Source organism: Vibrio sp. 1249-1 (genome assembly GCF_033340495.1).
In genome coordinates, this window is the sequence record NZ_JAWOWJ010000003.1 from 216,151 (window position 1) to 231,199 (window position 15,049).

Genomic DNA, 15,049 nt, shown 5'->3' on the forward strand with positions numbered 1-15,049 from the left:
GTATGAATTTCCTAATATCTTATTGTTTTTTAATCGCTTAATTTATTTTGATCTGTTTGAATGGAAACAAATGATTAAGCCAAAACTGATAATCATGCAGATCAAGGCACCCAAATAGACTTTATCGCTAATATTCAGCTATTTTGGTGTCAATTATCCTTATATCTTTCAAATTTTCCTTTTGCATACGAATGCTTTAAGTCTTTTTTATTAAATCGGAAGTAGATAACGAATAAGCCACTAGAAAGGTGTTTATCTAGTGGCTATAACAGTCATAAGCGCTCTATGAGTGCAACGATCAGGATAAAAGCGCAGGTAACGATAGCGAGATGGCAGGGATGAAGGTAATCAACATCAACGCCACTATCATTGCACCAATCCAACCCATGATGGCTTTAGAGAGCGACTCTATCGGTACTTTGCCTACCTGACTTGCCATAAACAGGTTGGCTCCCAGAGGAGGCGTAACAAAGCCAATGGCCAAGTTCACGATCATCACGATACCAAAATGAACGGGATCCATGCCGAGTGCTGACGTAATGGGTAACAGAATTGGTGTGAGAATAACAATCGCTGCCAGCGTTTCCATAAAGGTACCGACGAGCAACAACAGGACATTGATGCAAAGCAGTATCAGAAGTTTGTTTTCGGTAATCGATAGAATGAACTGAGCGATCTCGGTCGGCAGACGTTCTAGGGTCAATATGCGGCCAAACGTCACGGACGCACCCACAATGACGAGCACAGCGCCAACTAACAGTGACGACTCTAGAATGATTTTCACCACTTGCGCTGGTTTGAGTTCTTTATAAACAAACATGCCAAAGAATAAGCCATAGAGAACTCCGATGGCGGCTGATTCGGTAGGCGTGAAGATACCAGAATAGATACCACCGAGAATGATCACGGGGAGTAGCATTGCCCAGCTGGCTTCTTTTAGCGCAGCAAGACGCTCTGACCAAGTGGCTTTGCGTTCGTTACCTGTGTAGCCCCGCATTTTTGAGACAATCAGACAATAGCCGATCAAAACCATACCGACGACCAAGCCAGGAATGATGCCCGCCATGAACATCTTAGTGACGGAGACTTCAGCAGTGATCGCGTAGACGATCATCACCACAGAGGGTGGAATAATGACGCCAATTCCGCCGGAGGAAGCGATTAAAGCACCTGCAAAGCTGCGGTCGTAACCTTTCTTCACCATCGAGGGAATCATCGTCAGGCCGATAGCGGCAACAGTGGCAGACCCTGTACCAGAGATGGAAGCGAAGAACATACACGCCACAATGGCGACGATGCCAAGCCCACCAGTAAAGTGGCCAAAGAAGACCTCCGCCACGTGTAATAATCGTTTTGAGATCCCTCCTTGGCTCATAAGGTTACCTGCCAAGGTAAATAGAACGACGGCGAGGAGAGGGAAAGAGTCGAGCCCTGTTACCATTCCTTGGACTAAAAACTCAATGTTAAGAAACGGCAGACTGAGTATCGCGACCATACTGGCTGCCGCCAGAGCAATACCGACCGGAACGCCAATGAGCAGAAGCAGACCAAAGCTGCCAAACAAAAGTGCAGACGTCATGCGTTAAACTCCAATAGTCGGTTAGAAGTACGGTACTTTGCTTTGATATGGCGATAGCGTTTGCGAGAAAAGCGAACTCGTTCATTGCTGGTGGAGCACGCGTTCACACGTTGATAAATGCTTGTCACTAGGCGCGCGCAGCTTAATAGTGCGCAAACTAAAACAGAGGCATACAAACACGCAATAGGAATTTCCATTGCGGGTGCAATCTGACCGAGTTGCAGGCTGCGATTGATCACCTTAAATCCAAACCAGGCGACAGTGGCACTAAAGGCAAGGTAGATAAGATCAGAAACAATCAAACTGAATTGCGTCCAATTGCCCGGAAGTTTATCGATGAACACACGAATGCGGATGTGTCGATCATCTCGGATACAATAGCTGATGCTCAGGTACATCGCCCATACGAATAAATAACGTGCCAGCTCTTCAGCCCACGCGATCGTTGCGTCAAATAGGCGTAGTGCGATTTGCAAGCACAGTAAAGTTGTCATCGTCGAGATCGCGATAACGATAAGGGTAGGTTCTAGGTATTTGTCTAGTAAGCGAAACCACTTCATGTTCACCTCCAAAACGAGAAAGCACGACCTGTTGCCAGATCGTGCAAAAGAGTGGGAGTTATAGGCGTTCTATCTCGGCAATCACGTTGTCAAACAAGTCTTCACCTGTCTTGCTACGCAGATCTTGGTACACGGCTGCGTTCATTTTTTCTTTCATGATGCTGCGTACCTCGTCTGGGACGATGTTAACCGTCATGCCTTTTGCTTCGAGCTCTTTGATTACTTCTTGGTTTTGCTTAGCGGCGAGCTCACGCTGTTTTGCGATGGTTTCTTTGCTTACTTCACTGATCAGCGCTTGTTGTGCGGCCGGCAGTGAATCCCAAAACGATTTGTTCATGAACAACACGTAGTTGGTGTATATATGGTTAGTTAAAGAGAGGTACTTTTGTGCCTCGTAAAAACGTTCGGCATAAATAGAGTAGATAGCACTTTCTTGAGCGTTAATCAGGCCTTGTTGTAACGAGGTGAAAATTTCTCCCCAAGACAGAGGTGTTGGCGCAGTACCAATAGATTTCCACGCGCTTATTTGAGTGGGGTTAGATGCCGAGCGAATCTTTAGCCCTTTCAGGTCCTCAATACTATCAATTGGCTGTTTGTTGTTGGTCACGCTACGAAAGCCGACCTCCATAAAGCCAAGTCCATGAAAGCCTTTTGATTCCATAGCATTCAACAATGGTTGTCCGATCTTCTCACTGTCGAGCGCTTTGTGTGCTTGCTCTTCGCTATCAAAAAGGTAGAACACGTCGAGCACGTTAAACTCTGGGACGTAGGGAGAGAGTAAAACTGACGCACCAAACGTCATTTGTAAGTTGCCTTGCTGCACGAGTTCAGTCGTCTCACGCACATCGCCTAGTTGTCTTGCCGGATAGATTTCAACTTCTATCTCACCGTTTGAGCGAGCTTCCACTTCTTGTTCGAAATAGAGCATTGCTTTGTGTACGGGAGAGGTTTCTTGACTGTCATGAGCAAGACGAATAACACTGGTTGCAAACGTATTCATACTGCTAAATGCAAGCCCCAGTGCGGTAAGTGAAGTAAGGATTGCTTTCTTCATCGTTCTTCCTTGTTTCTGGTATGACCTGCCATGGGCATTCGTTGGCAAGTCACACAATTTTTTATGTTTTTATAAATTAGTTGAGCAATTCATATCCATTTTGCATACGAATCCAAAATAAAACATTAAAGTAACAAGTCAATAACAAGATTGATGAATTGATGAGGTATTAAATAACGATTGGTGAAAATTTAATCGTGATCACAGAAAATGCCTTACTCGAAAGCAAGGCATTTTGTTTTATGAAGAATGAATAAAAATGGATTTATTAAATGGTGCTACTACGTTCGATCAAGGTGCCTTGCTCGAAAAGGTATTCGCCAGTTGCATCCAGGTTGCCGTTGATTCGATTCATCAAGTCTTCAACCGCTCGTTTAACAATTTTGTCGACTGGTTGAGCAATGGTGGTCAAATCATAGCTCGGCCATGCAGACATCGGAATGTTATCTACACCCATCACAGAGAAGTCTTGGGGGATCTTTGCTCCGGCTTGTCGCAAGCCATCCATCACACCCATGGCGAGGATGTCGTTTGCACAAAAAATTGCATCGGGTTTGCTAGTGTGCGACAAGATCGCTTTCGCCGCTTCTAAGCCTGCTTCAAAGCTGTACTTGGCTTGGATAAAGGTTGGTGACGGGGAGCCGAGTTCTTGCAATTTTGAAGAGAAACCCAGCCAACGCTCTTCACTGGTCATGGAGCCAGCATCGCCACTGATATAAGCACACTGTTTTGCGCCTTTCTGCGTTAAATACTCGGCTGCTTGTTGGCCCGCCAATCGGTTATCAATACCAGAGCTATTGGCATTAATACCCTCGGCGTAGCGGTTGATCAAGCTTAAATGAACGCCAAACTTTTCGCATTGGGCAAACGCACGTGAGGTTAAACGGCTGGTGGCGATAACGAGTCCGTCCACTTGGTATTCAATGGCGCGTGAAATGGCGAGATCGAGGTCGTCCTTGTCGATAGGGCAAAGCACAACTTGTCCGCCTCGCTTTTGAATTTCGACAGCCAAAGCACGAGATTGCATGTCGTACATTGGGTTTGATTCGCTATCTAACGCAATCGCCACTAAGCCTGAACGATTCGAAATCAGACCTCGGGCGATGGCATTCGGTGTGTATCCGAGCTTAGCTGCGGCATCCATCACCATTTTGCGTTTCTTCTCGCTAATACTCGCAGTCGGGCTGAATGCTCTAGATACCGTCGATTGAGAGACGCCGAGCATCTTCGCGACGTCGATCGAAGTTACTTTCGCTTTAATGGTGATACTCCTTATTTAAGGCCATTGAACCTTCTCATACGTGCTGAGTGTATGGGCTAGGGGATTTCTGTGTCTAGAGCATTACATTGATAAGGCGTAAATATCAGAGAAAACTCAAGAATTCATCACATTTCTCTCTTGTTTGAAGCCATCAATGATCATTTTGTGTTCAGACCCAACACAAAAGAAGCTAACGTCGAGTTCACGCCATTCCCGAGCTTGTTGAGCCGTCGCGACAAACATGCCAACAGGTTTATTGGCGGCTCTGGCCGCTTCGATTACTCGCATACTTGCTTGTGCGACTTTCTCATCATGAACGCTATCAGCACCATAAGCGACAGTGAGATCAACTTGGCCAATGAAGAGCGCATCAATACCTTCAACATTGGCAATCGCTTCAACATTTTCGACCCCTTGAGGGTCTTCAATTTGTGCAATGACAATCGTATTCGCACGGCTGTCTTTTAAGTGTTCAACCATGGGCTTAGTGGCGTATTGCGCTGCTCGACTGGAACCAGCATACCCTCGGCCACCTTCTCCGTAATGGCAGATTTTCGCCAGCTGCGTCGCTTGCTCAGCAGTACAAACATGGGGAATTTGTACACCCGCCGCGCCACAGTCAAGCGCGTTCAAAATGGTTGAAGGGGCGCTGTCTTGTACTCGTACCACGCACGCGAGGTCATTCGCTCTGGCCGCCATGATGCACAGATCAAGCGAGGAGCGATCGAAAGGTGCGTGCTCTGCATCCAGTACCACAAAAGGCAACTCTGCCAGTGCCAATACTTCGATAATGTGAGGGTGAGGGGTTTTAACAAATGTACCTAATATCGTTTCTTGATTCAGACGTTGTTTAAAATTGCTCATGATTCTCTCCTTTGCAAAGGTATGCAAAAACTAACATGTAGAAATGTAAATGATGAGTAAAAATGATGTGATCTAAAACTCATTTTTGATTAAAAATTAAACTCAATCAAGGTGCTTATTACTTGATTTTATTTGTTTAAATTAATCAATACAAAGGCTTAAGGATTATTTTTGTGGTTTGTTGACTTAACTTGTCAAATGTTAATTAAGTGTTTAATCTGATTTTGCATTCGTATCCAAACGCATAAAAATAACCGTTCGTCAGCCTCAATGTTCAAGGAGAAACCCAATGGCACGCATTTTAAAAAACGGAATCACTGAAGAAGCATCAGCATCAAATGACGCAAAAGTGCGTCAGATTGTCGAAAACATTCTTGCTGATATTGAATCGAAAGGTGATAGCGCTGTACGTGAGTTGTCTGAAAAGTTTGATAACTGGTCGCCGGAGCAATTCCGCCTGTCAGAAGAGCAAATCCAAGCCTGTGTGGATGCGCTTGATGAATCGACTCGTCATGATATCGAGTTCGCTCAGCAACAAGTTCGAAACTTTGCTCAAATTCAACGTGACTCAATGAAAGACGTCGAAGTAGAAACCATGCCTGGTGTGGTACTGGGGCATAAAAATATTCCAGTCAACAGCGTGGGTTGTTACATCCCTGGCGGTAAATACCCATTGGTTGCATCCGCTCACATGAGTGTACTGACGGCGAAAGTCGCGGGCGTAAAACGTGTTATTGCTTGTGCGCCACCGTTTAATGGCCAGCCGAATGTGGCGATTGTCGCTGCGATGGCAATGGCGGGTGCGGATGAAATCTATTGCTTCGGTGGTGTTCAGGCGGTAGGTGCAATGGCTCTGGGGACGGAGACTATTGCACCGGTCGATATGATTGTAGGGCCGGGTAACGCATTTGTAGCAGAGGCAAAACGTCAGTTGTTTGGTCGCGTCGGTATCGATTTGTTTGCAGGCCCAACGGAAACCCTAGTCATTGCCGATGAGAAAGGCTGTGACCCGGAATTGGCAGCGGCAGACTTGCTTGGTCAGGCTGAGCATGGTTACAACTCTCCCGCTGTATTGTTGACCAATAGCGAAACATTTGCGCAAGAAACCATCAAAGAGATCGAACGTCAGTTAACCATTCTCCCAACGGCTGAAGTTGCGGGTAAAGCGTGGGCAGATTACGGACAAGTGATTGTGTGTGATAGCTACGAAGAAATGGTGGAAGTGGCAGACGATATCGCTTCTGAACACGTGCAAGTGATGACGGAAGATCCTAAATACTTCCTAGATAACATGACCAACTACGGTGCCTTGTTCCTAGGTCGTGAAACCAACGTTTCTTACGGCGATAAATGTATTGGTACCAACCATACACTGCCAACGAAGAAAGCGGCGCGATACACCGGTGGTCTTTGGGTAGGTAAATTTATCAAGACCTGTACTTACCAGCGTGTAACGGAAGCTGCGTCGCTCAAAGTCGGTGAGTACTGCTCTCGCTTGTGTGCACTCGAAGGTTTTGCTGGCCACAAAGAGCAAGCGGATATTCGTGTGCGCCGTTACAAAGGCAAAGTGGAAGAGGCGTAATATGTCGAAACTTGCCTTAGTCACAGGCGGCAGTGGCGGACTGGGTGCCGCCATTTGTCGCAAGCTAGCTGAATCGGGATATCGCGTAATTCTGACTTACAACAGTAATCAGAAAGCGGCCGAGGATGTGCTTTCCTCGCTGCCACGTAACGAGCATCTAGCATTCAAATTGAACGTGGCAGATTCTAGTGCGATTGAACAGCTTAAACATCAAGTCAGTGAAATAAGCGACAAGCTGGATTTGTTGGTCAACTGTGCGGGGATGACGAAATTCGTCGCGCACTCTGATTTGCAAAGTTTAGATGACCAGCTGTTTGACCAAATTTTCCAAGTGAACGTCCGTGCGCCTTTTGCCATGGTTCGAGCGTTTGAGCCTTGGCTTAAGCAAGCCAATGGTTGTGTGGTGAACATTACTTCTATCGCGGCACAGACTGCGATGGGGAGCAACATTGCTTACTGTGCAAGTAAATCTGCCGCGGAGAACATGACCCGTTCTTTAGCTCGCGCTCTGTCTCCCGAGGTTCGAGTTCTGGCTGTTGCTCCAGGGCTTGTCGACACTGAGTTTGTCAAAGGCTTGGATGACGCATGGCGTAATCAACAAGAACAATCCACACCGCTTAAGCGTTTAGCCAATGATGAAGAAGTCGCTCAAGCCGTGTACGCCGCGGCAGATCTTCTGACCTTCTCGACAGGCAATACCATCGCGGTTGATGGTGGGCGACCTTTAGGTCTGTAACACACTTTCGGTTTGTAACTAACAATTCAAAGGCTAGGTCCAAACAAGGACAACAAGGATTTACAATGACTCTACAATCTAAAATGAATAATAATCTGGTCCGCTACATGGAACTGATTCCGGGTACGAGTGCGTTTATTGATGCGCGCACGCCAGGCAGTGATCTGAAAGATAACTTCTGCATTATCGGTGCTGGGGTGGCAGAAAGCAGTCGTCAACATGTTCATATTCGCGATACGGCGGGCTTTAACATTGGTGCCGCAGGCCAACCGCCGGGCATCAAAAATTCGTTGCACTCTCATCGTACCGCCGAGCTTTTCTTGGTGTTCAAAGGTCAGTTCCGTTTTTATTGGGGGAACGATGGAGAGCATGAGGCGGTGTTGTCTCACGGTGACGTCATCTCGATTCCAACCAATCTCTTCCGTGGATTTGAAGTGGTTGGCCGCGATTACGGCTTTATGTTCTCGGTACTTGGCGGCGACGATTCAGGTGGCGGCGTTATTTGGCATCCAAACGTTATTAAAGACAGTCAAGGTTATGGTTTATACCTCAAAGCCGATGGCACACTCGTGGACACTATTAATGGCGACCCGGTGCCACAAGAATCAGAATTGATGCCGCTGCTTACCGAAGAAGAGCTCGCGACCTTCGATACATACACCGCAGAAGAGATGATGCCATTTGTCGCTCTGCAAAAAGATTATCGTGAAATCAAAGGCGATTTCGGCGGAAGCAACGTGAAACAATACGCCTTAACGGGTCATCCTTTGGCGAGTTATGACTTCCAAGTAAAGAGTGAAGATGAAGTGAGCATCATGGCTTATGAGCTTTCTGAAGGTGGCTCGATTCCTCAACACTGCCGAGAAGAAAAACAAGTACTTATCAACTTTGATGGCGATACAGAGGTGGTCCTCACGCATCAAGGCGAACAAGCTAATGTTGTTTTAACACGCGGTGATGTGCTGAATGTTCCAGAAGGTGCGTCTTATTCACTGACGAACTTGCGTGGTAATAGTTTGACGTATTGCATTCTTGGGTCTGATCAACCAAAGCCGCTGGCAGGAGAATAAAATGACACAACCCACCTCGTTAGTTTGGCTACCCGGACTACTTTGTGATGGCACATTGTTTGAGGAAGTCAACCGAGCGTTGCCAAGTTGGGTTGAGCCTTCATGCCCGACGCTGGCCTCATTGCCGTCAATGGAACAGCTGGCGCAGAAAGTGTTGCAAGACGCACCGCAGGAGTTTGTCTTGGGTGGCTTATCAATGGGTGGGATTCTTGCCTTTGAGGTGTACCGTCAAGCGCCGAATAGAGTTAAAGGCTTGATCCTTATGGATACCAATGCAGCAGATGAAAAACCAGAAGTGACACAAAAGCGTGATGCGCTGGTTAACCGTGCGTTAAATGGTGAGTTTGAACGCATTACGCCTGACGCTCTGATGTCTGTGCTGATTCATCCAAGTCGTTTGCAAGACAAAGCGTTAACTGATCGCATCGAAGGCATGGCGATCAATGTTGGTTTGGAGGCATTTGAAGCGCATGCTAAAGCGTTAGCAACTCGCCCTGATGCTCGTCCTTTGTTGGTGGATATTCAAGTTCCTACGTTGGTGATAACAGGTAAAGAAGATAAGCTTTGCCCGCTAGATAATCACCTGCTCATGGAGAGATGCATACCGAACGCGACTCTTCATGTTGTTCCGGAGTGTGGGCATCTATCTACGCTTGAGCAGCCTTTAATTATTAGTGAAGTGATGACTACTTGGCTTCAAGATAACTTTGCTTAGTGTTGATAAGAACTTCATCACTCACCACCTTAAGGTTACTTGGGTATAGGTGGTGAGCGATGAGTATTATCAGAAGTAGTAGCGAATACCTGCCGCGAATTGATCATCCCGGTTTTCGAATTTGCTGCCATCGTACTGATCTTTACCTAGGTCGAACTGGTATTCAGTCCAAACTAGGAATTTGTTCTTCTGGAAGTGGTATTCAAGACCAGGGATCAGCAAGTTACGCTCGTAACCTTGTGTCTCGTCACCGCGATCTTTCATGTAGTTGTAGTTCAACGTTGGGCGTAGGCCGTTATCGAAGTGGTAGTAAGTGTAGATTTCGCCACCTAGGGTATCGAACATTACGTCCGTACCGCCTTGGCTCACTGCTTCCCAGTTTTCGCCAACGTGGAAAGTCGCACCTGCGTAGAAGCCACCGTTGCTGTAGTTTGCGCCCAATAGCATGATGCGCATGTTGTCGCCGTTTTCTACGCCAACCACGCTTGCGTCTAAATCAGCAACTTCATTTTGATGGTAAGCCGCACCAAGTGTTACGCCATCAACCGGTTTGTAAGTGATAGACGCACCCATGCCGTTTTTCAATGAGGCTGTCGCATTGCTTGCTAGAGCAACATCTTCACGCGTGGTTTGGTAAGTAAAGCCGTAGCTCACTTTTTCATTGATTGAATTACGGTACGTGATTGAGTTTTCTGCACGACCAGCACCGGATGCGATACCCCAGTCAGCTAGGTTGTAAACACCTGAACCACGAGTACCGAATACACGACCTAAATCGGTGTACCATGCTACGTCGTAGAAGGTAGACCACTGCTTAGTACCCGCAGCAATCTTGCCATATTTTTCGTGATCAACACCTGCGTATAGCAAGCGGTCGTAAATGTTGTCGCCGTTCGCGCCAGAGTTGTAGCCCCATTCCGCGTGACCGAAACCAGTCCAGCCGTTATCCAGACCCATTTGGCCTTTCAAACCGAAACGTGAGCTGCCGCTGTTCCATTCGCCGTTGTCATCACCGCCACGGTCTTGGTAGCGAAGATCGAAACGGCCATCGATGGTTAGGCTGTCGCCAGCGTCATTAACAAAAGTGTGTGCAGCAAAGGCTGAGCTAGAAGTAAGCGCTGCTAAAATCACTGCAGAAAGGGTCGACTTTTTCATGATCAATCTCATTATTCAGGGCGCAGAAAGCCACCGTGCGTTCATGCCCGTTTTGAATAAGGGTTCTATCTTGAGGTTGTGCCCCATCCTTGAGGCACGAGTTGGGAGCATGTCGCCTGAACCGAGAGGGGATTCAGGCAACATAAAGGCGGGTTGACAATCCGCCCCTAGGACTTCTTATAGAGAAGGGTTTAGGATCTGTTGAGTACGCTCGAATACGTCTAGACCTTGCTGTTTTAGCCAGTAAGGTAGGTCGATCAGTACCCAGTTCTCAGATAGCTTGTCGCCGTCACGGTAGTAAACGTCAACCACTTGCATGTCTGCACGTACTTCACCACCTGTCATACCTAGGAAACCACCGATTGGCGTGTTAGATAGGTTTGGCCAGCCGAAGAAACAAGAGAAGTTACCTTCTGCGAAACGACATACGTGGCCATTAAACTTCTTGTCTTTCAGGTTGTTACGGAACGGCAATTGGTGCTGCTGTTGGTAACGAGGGATTGTGTAAGACGCACCGATACCACATGGACCGTACCAGATCATGTCTTTAGACCAGCTCTTTTCAAGAACTTCTGGTGGGCAACCCATAGCGCCGCTGTCGTTTAGTGCAGATAGGTCATCAACCATCTTGTTCACTAGTGCTAGTGTTGCTACGCCTTCTTCTGGTGCTGCGTCTTCGAACAGTAGGCCGTCGTGGTTACGAGGACCAGGGTATACGAAGTGCTTACCTGTTGATGGTGGTAGTGGGTAACAACCCGCTTGGTCCATTGCACCTAGAAGGTCTAGGAATAGGCCAGTCTTAGTGATCTTGCCGTTTTCAACACAGTTAAATTCTGCGTAACGGATGTTCATGATCTTGCCAGTTGGGCGCATGCCTAGGTATTCAGCGTCGAATAGACCCATGAAGTGACCCATGCTCATTACCCAGATTTCACCTGATGTTACTTCGTTCTCACCACCGATGAAGATGTCTTGACGACGCTGCATGCGAGTCATTGATTTCATCAAAGGAGCCCAGAAAACGTCAGCCGCTGCTTGAGCGCCTTGTTGCTCACGGAATGGGTAAACACCACGCCATAGGTAATCTTCTGAAGTGTGTGCTTTTAGTACTTCTGCCACGTTCTCGTGAGTTGCGTTTTCCATTGCGCTGAAGTATTCACGTACAACGCGTTTCGCTTCTTGATATTTAGACATAATAAACTCTCTTATTTGCTGTCGAGTCGGCTTTGGGAACAGGACTCGAAATTAAGTTTTTTCATCCGGCCAGGGAGCCAGCCGGAGTTTTTGAAATTCAGTTACGCTTTTGCTGCTTCGGCTTTTTTGCTCTTATCGAACACGCCGCCTTTTAGTGTCTCTGGCAGTGATAGCCATAGAAGACCAGCAAGGATCCATACGATTGGTGAACCCCACATTGCGGTTTGTAGGTCGGTACGTTCTTGGATGAAGATAAGTACCATTGGTGCCCACATACCGAGGATACGACCGCCGTGGAATAGCGCCGCGCCGTAGCTACGTAGGTGTGCTGGGAACAGTTCTGAGAAGTAACCACCCCATACCGCAGAAGAAGACAGACCGAAGTTGTAAATCAGACCAAGTAGAGCCAGCATGTTTAGGCCGCCAATCACCATGTCGCCAGGTGCAACAAAGAAGATTGAAACCATGATGCCCGCTAGGATGAAGCCAAATGCGTTCACCTTACGACCGAATTTGTCAGCTACCCAACCCCAGAACCACGCACCAAACAGTGAACCAAACGCTGAGATAGAGAAGATGAGACCGATGGTTGCACCGTCGAACATACGCACATCACGTAGGTAAGTGGTTACGAAGCCACCAAAGAATTGGAAACCGTAGAAGTTAAGGCCAGCCAGCAATAGACACGTTAGAGTGATCTTACGGTAAGGCTTACTTAACATTTCGCCCCAAGAGCCTTTTTTCGCTGGTGCATTTGATTCTTCTGCCTTTGCTTGCTCTTCTTCACCGTAAGCAATTACTTTGCTGTCGCTAGGTAGTACAAAGATCATGACCACAGCGGCTGCCAATGGTGGGATACCACCAACAAGCATTAGGCTTTCCCATGGTGCATCGATGCTTGCAATAAATGCTGCATACGCACCCATTACCATCAGTGCTACAGAGAACATAGAAGACGCGAATGCCGTCAACTTACCACGTACCGTTGGCGTAAATAGGCCGATCATCAAGCTTACTGCCACGGTGAAGTAACCACCCAGTGACAAACCAATGATGAAACGCATTGCTGCCCATGTTGTGTAGTCGGTGAACATCATATTGATGATCGTTGCGCCACCGTTTAGGGCTGTGATGGTAATAAGAGTGGATTTCTTACCAAATTTTGTTGCGAACCAAGCACAGCTCAATGCACCGATAAGTGCACCAACCGACTGCCATGTATAGAACTGGGCAGTGTCTGACAGGCTAATACCATCATACGCTTCAACGATGTATGGGCGTACGTAGTCAATAATTACAAAGTTATAACAATAGAAAAAGTAACCAACCAGTATCGCTAGATAGGCAGCTACCCTTTGAATCATAGGAACTTCGCTCATGTGTCTTTTGGCATTCATGACCGATAAACCTCTATTTCACTTAGGATTTGTTGCTATTCAAACTTAAAGAACACGATCTTATTGGGATCATCTTCGATTTCGTGTCGTGGTGAATCATAGTTTTTTTAAGGTCATTAGATCCGTGATCAATATCAATTTTAAAATGAATGCGTACCCAATTAGTGGTTTTTAGTGATGGGAGTCTCATTAAATCGGTCTTTTTGGCATTTTTGAATATATAACCGTCTATATTGGTGATTATAGTCACAGTTATGGCGGGATTATCGTTTAGATATGCTTTTTTAAAGTAATATCCAAGCACAAATAATTAGCACCCAGAATTATGGAAACCCTGAAATGGTTACGTACTCAAGTTTTGTGGTGATTGCGTTATACGTGTTAATCACCATATTAATCAGCTATTTAGTGAATAAGCGCTACAGCAATGGTGGCGACTTTTCCACGGGTGGAAAGCAATTTGGCTGGTTTACGGCAGGTGTTTCGATACTTGCGACTTACATTAGTGCGATGACGTTTGTAGGGATGCCTGGTTGGGTTTATAGCTCTGGCATGGAAGCGATGAGTATTCACCTTAACTATCCCATCGTTATCTTTTTCACTGTTATTTTCTTTGTGCCTGTCTTTTATAAGCTGGGTCTGACTTCGATTTATGAATATCTTGAGCACCGCTTTGGGGTGTATGCAAGAACCATCAACTCGATTGTGTTCATTGTGGTTCAATGTATATCTGCGGGTGTGATTCTGTATGCCGTGGCGCTGATCTTAGTGCAAGTTCTGCCTATCAGTATTTTTGAAGCCATTATCTACATCAGTATTTTCACCGCTTGCTATACCTATGCGGGCGGAATTTCCACGGTTATCTGGACCGATATGTTGCAATCTGCAGTATTGGTAGCAGGCAGCATCGCTATCTTTGCCATTCTAATGACAGAGATTAATGCGGCAGATTACCTTTCTCGTGATCACCTGAATATCATCAACTTAGACTTTGATTTGGGCGTGGATACCACACTCTGGGCTGGCGTGGTTGCCGTGAGCTTTTTGCATTTGAGTGTGTACGGCACCAACCAATTGATCATCCAACGCACGTTAGCGACGAGATGTGAAAAGACGGCGCAGAAGTCGATGCTGTTGTGTGGTTACGGTGCGTTTTTCGTGTACTTGTTCTTCGCGGTACTCGGTGTTCTTTTGAGTGTTTTCTATCAAGAGCAATCGTTTGAAAACAGCAATGAAGTGATTTTGGATTTTGTATTCAACCACACTAACCCTATTGTGGTTGGTTTGATCATTTCCGCATTGGCGGCGGCCGCAATGTCGACGCTGGACTCGACCTACAACTCAATGGCGACCGTCGCAACGTTCGATATCTACAAGCGTTTCGTTCGCAAAAGTGCCGATGATGAGCACTACGAAAAAGTCGCAAGAAAGATGAGTTTGCTCGCTGCGGCTATGGTGGTAGTGCCAGCTCTTCTGGCTGTATCGAATGAATCGGTACTCAAAACCATCGCTAGTCTGACTTCTATCTTTGTTGGTATCCGTCTGGGTTCATTCGTGCTTGGTTTATTCTGGGCGAAAGCCAATGAGAAAGGCGTGATCGTTGGCAGTATCATGAGTGTGATTGCGGTGTTTACTGCAATATATCTCGACGTGGCTTGGCCGTGGTTCGCGCCAATTGGTACGTTCGTCTTCCTTTTGTTTGGTGTGTTAGTGAGCCGTCGTTGGGGCGCTGTGACTGCCGAGCAACAAATTTTTATCAATAATCAAAAACATCTTTTTGCAAAGCCAACCGCAAGCCATTATGGGCTGTTGGTGTTCGCCGTGGCGACCATCGCTGCTTGTATGGTTCTCCCTGATTGGCTTTATGCTGCATTGTCGTAAT

13 protein-coding genes are annotated in these 15,049 nt (G+C 46.7%); 5 read left to right on the forward strand and 8 right to left on the reverse strand.

What is annotated here, in order from left to right; translation table 11 throughout:
* Window positions 1-298: 298 nt before the first annotated feature.
* From R7Z50_RS07730 to R7Z50_RS07750, 5 genes are all read right to left on the reverse strand, one after another.
* Window positions 299-1,579 carry a TRAP transporter large permease gene (locus tag R7Z50_RS07730; protein ID WP_258480138.1) on the reverse strand — a complete coding sequence of 427 codons (1,281 nt, stop codon included), beginning with the start codon at window positions 1,577-1,579 and terminating at the stop codon, window positions 299-301.
* Window positions 1,576-2,139: a TRAP transporter small permease gene (locus R7Z50_RS07735; RefSeq protein WP_258480139.1), complete on the reverse strand. Its 564-nt coding sequence runs from the start codon at window positions 2,137-2,139 to the stop codon at window positions 1,576-1,578. Before R7Z50_RS07735 ends, R7Z50_RS07730 begins: the two co-directional genes overlap by 4 nt.
* Window positions 2,140-2,197: 58 nt before the next feature.
* On the reverse strand, window positions 2,198-3,193 hold the full coding sequence (locus R7Z50_RS07740; RefSeq protein WP_025768662.1) for a TRAP transporter substrate-binding protein: 996 nt from the start codon (window positions 3,191-3,193) through the stop codon (window positions 2,198-2,200).
* A 268-nt stretch (window positions 3,194-3,461) separates the two neighbouring features.
* Entirely contained in the window at window positions 3,462-4,418 is a 957-nt protein-coding gene (locus R7Z50_RS07745; protein ID WP_025768661.1) for a LacI family DNA-binding transcriptional regulator, read from the reverse strand.
* A gap of 150 nt (window positions 4,419-4,568) precedes the next feature.
* On the reverse strand, window positions 4,569-5,318 hold the full coding sequence (locus R7Z50_RS07750) for an HpcH/HpaI aldolase family protein (RefSeq protein WP_318148993.1): 750 nt from the start codon (window positions 5,316-5,318) through the stop codon (window positions 4,569-4,571).
* Between the two features lie 289 nt (window positions 5,319-5,607).
* On the opposite strand from R7Z50_RS07750, the gene hisD reads away from it, so the two are divergent.
* From hisD to R7Z50_RS07770, 4 genes are all read left to right on the forward strand, one after another.
* On the forward strand, window positions 5,608-6,900 hold the full coding sequence (gene hisD, locus R7Z50_RS07755) for a histidinol dehydrogenase (protein ID WP_005374756.1): 1,293 nt from the start codon (window positions 5,608-5,610) through the stop codon (window positions 6,898-6,900).
* 1 nt (window position 6,901) lies between these two features.
* Window positions 6,902-7,636 carry an SDR family NAD(P)-dependent oxidoreductase gene (locus R7Z50_RS07760; protein ID WP_025768659.1) on the forward strand — a complete coding sequence of 245 codons (735 nt, stop codon included), beginning with the start codon at window positions 6,902-6,904 and terminating at the stop codon, window positions 7,634-7,636.
* A gap of 65 nt (window positions 7,637-7,701) precedes the next feature.
* The gene (locus R7Z50_RS07765; RefSeq protein ID WP_025768658.1) at window positions 7,702-8,706 is read left to right on the forward strand and encodes a cupin; all 1,005 of its coding nucleotides are present in this window, start codon (window positions 7,702-7,704) and stop codon (window positions 8,704-8,706) included.
* 1 nt (window position 8,707) lies between these two features.
* On the forward strand, window positions 8,708-9,421 hold the full coding sequence (locus R7Z50_RS07770) for an alpha/beta fold hydrolase (RefSeq protein WP_064376316.1): 714 nt from the start codon (window positions 8,708-8,710) through the stop codon (window positions 9,419-9,421).
* Between the two features lie 69 nt (window positions 9,422-9,490).
* Here the strand turns inward: R7Z50_RS07770 and R7Z50_RS07775 are convergent, their stop codons facing one another.
* The 3 genes from R7Z50_RS07775 to R7Z50_RS07785 form a co-directional block, all read right to left on the reverse strand.
* Entirely contained in the window at window positions 9,491-10,576 is a 1,086-nt protein-coding gene (locus R7Z50_RS07775) for a porin (RefSeq protein ID WP_213889332.1), read from the reverse strand.
* Between the two features lie 177 nt (window positions 10,577-10,753).
* Window positions 10,754-11,770: a nuclear transport factor 2 family protein gene (locus R7Z50_RS07780; protein ID WP_005374772.1), complete on the reverse strand. Its 1,017-nt coding sequence runs from the start codon at window positions 11,768-11,770 to the stop codon at window positions 10,754-10,756.
* A 101-nt stretch (window positions 11,771-11,871) separates the two neighbouring features.
* Complete coding sequence (locus R7Z50_RS07785; RefSeq protein ID WP_017634479.1) at window positions 11,872-13,167, reverse strand: MFS transporter; 1,296 nt, start codon at window positions 13,165-13,167, stop codon at window positions 11,872-11,874.
* Window positions 13,168-13,506: 339 nt separating this feature from the next.
* Here R7Z50_RS07785 and R7Z50_RS07790 point away from each other — a divergent pair, with 339 nt between their 5' ends.
* Window positions 13,507-15,048 carry a sodium:solute symporter gene (locus R7Z50_RS07790; protein WP_318148994.1) on the forward strand — a complete coding sequence of 514 codons (1,542 nt, stop codon included), beginning with the start codon at window positions 13,507-13,509 and terminating at the stop codon, window positions 15,046-15,048.
* Window position 15,049 lies beyond the last annotated feature (1 nt).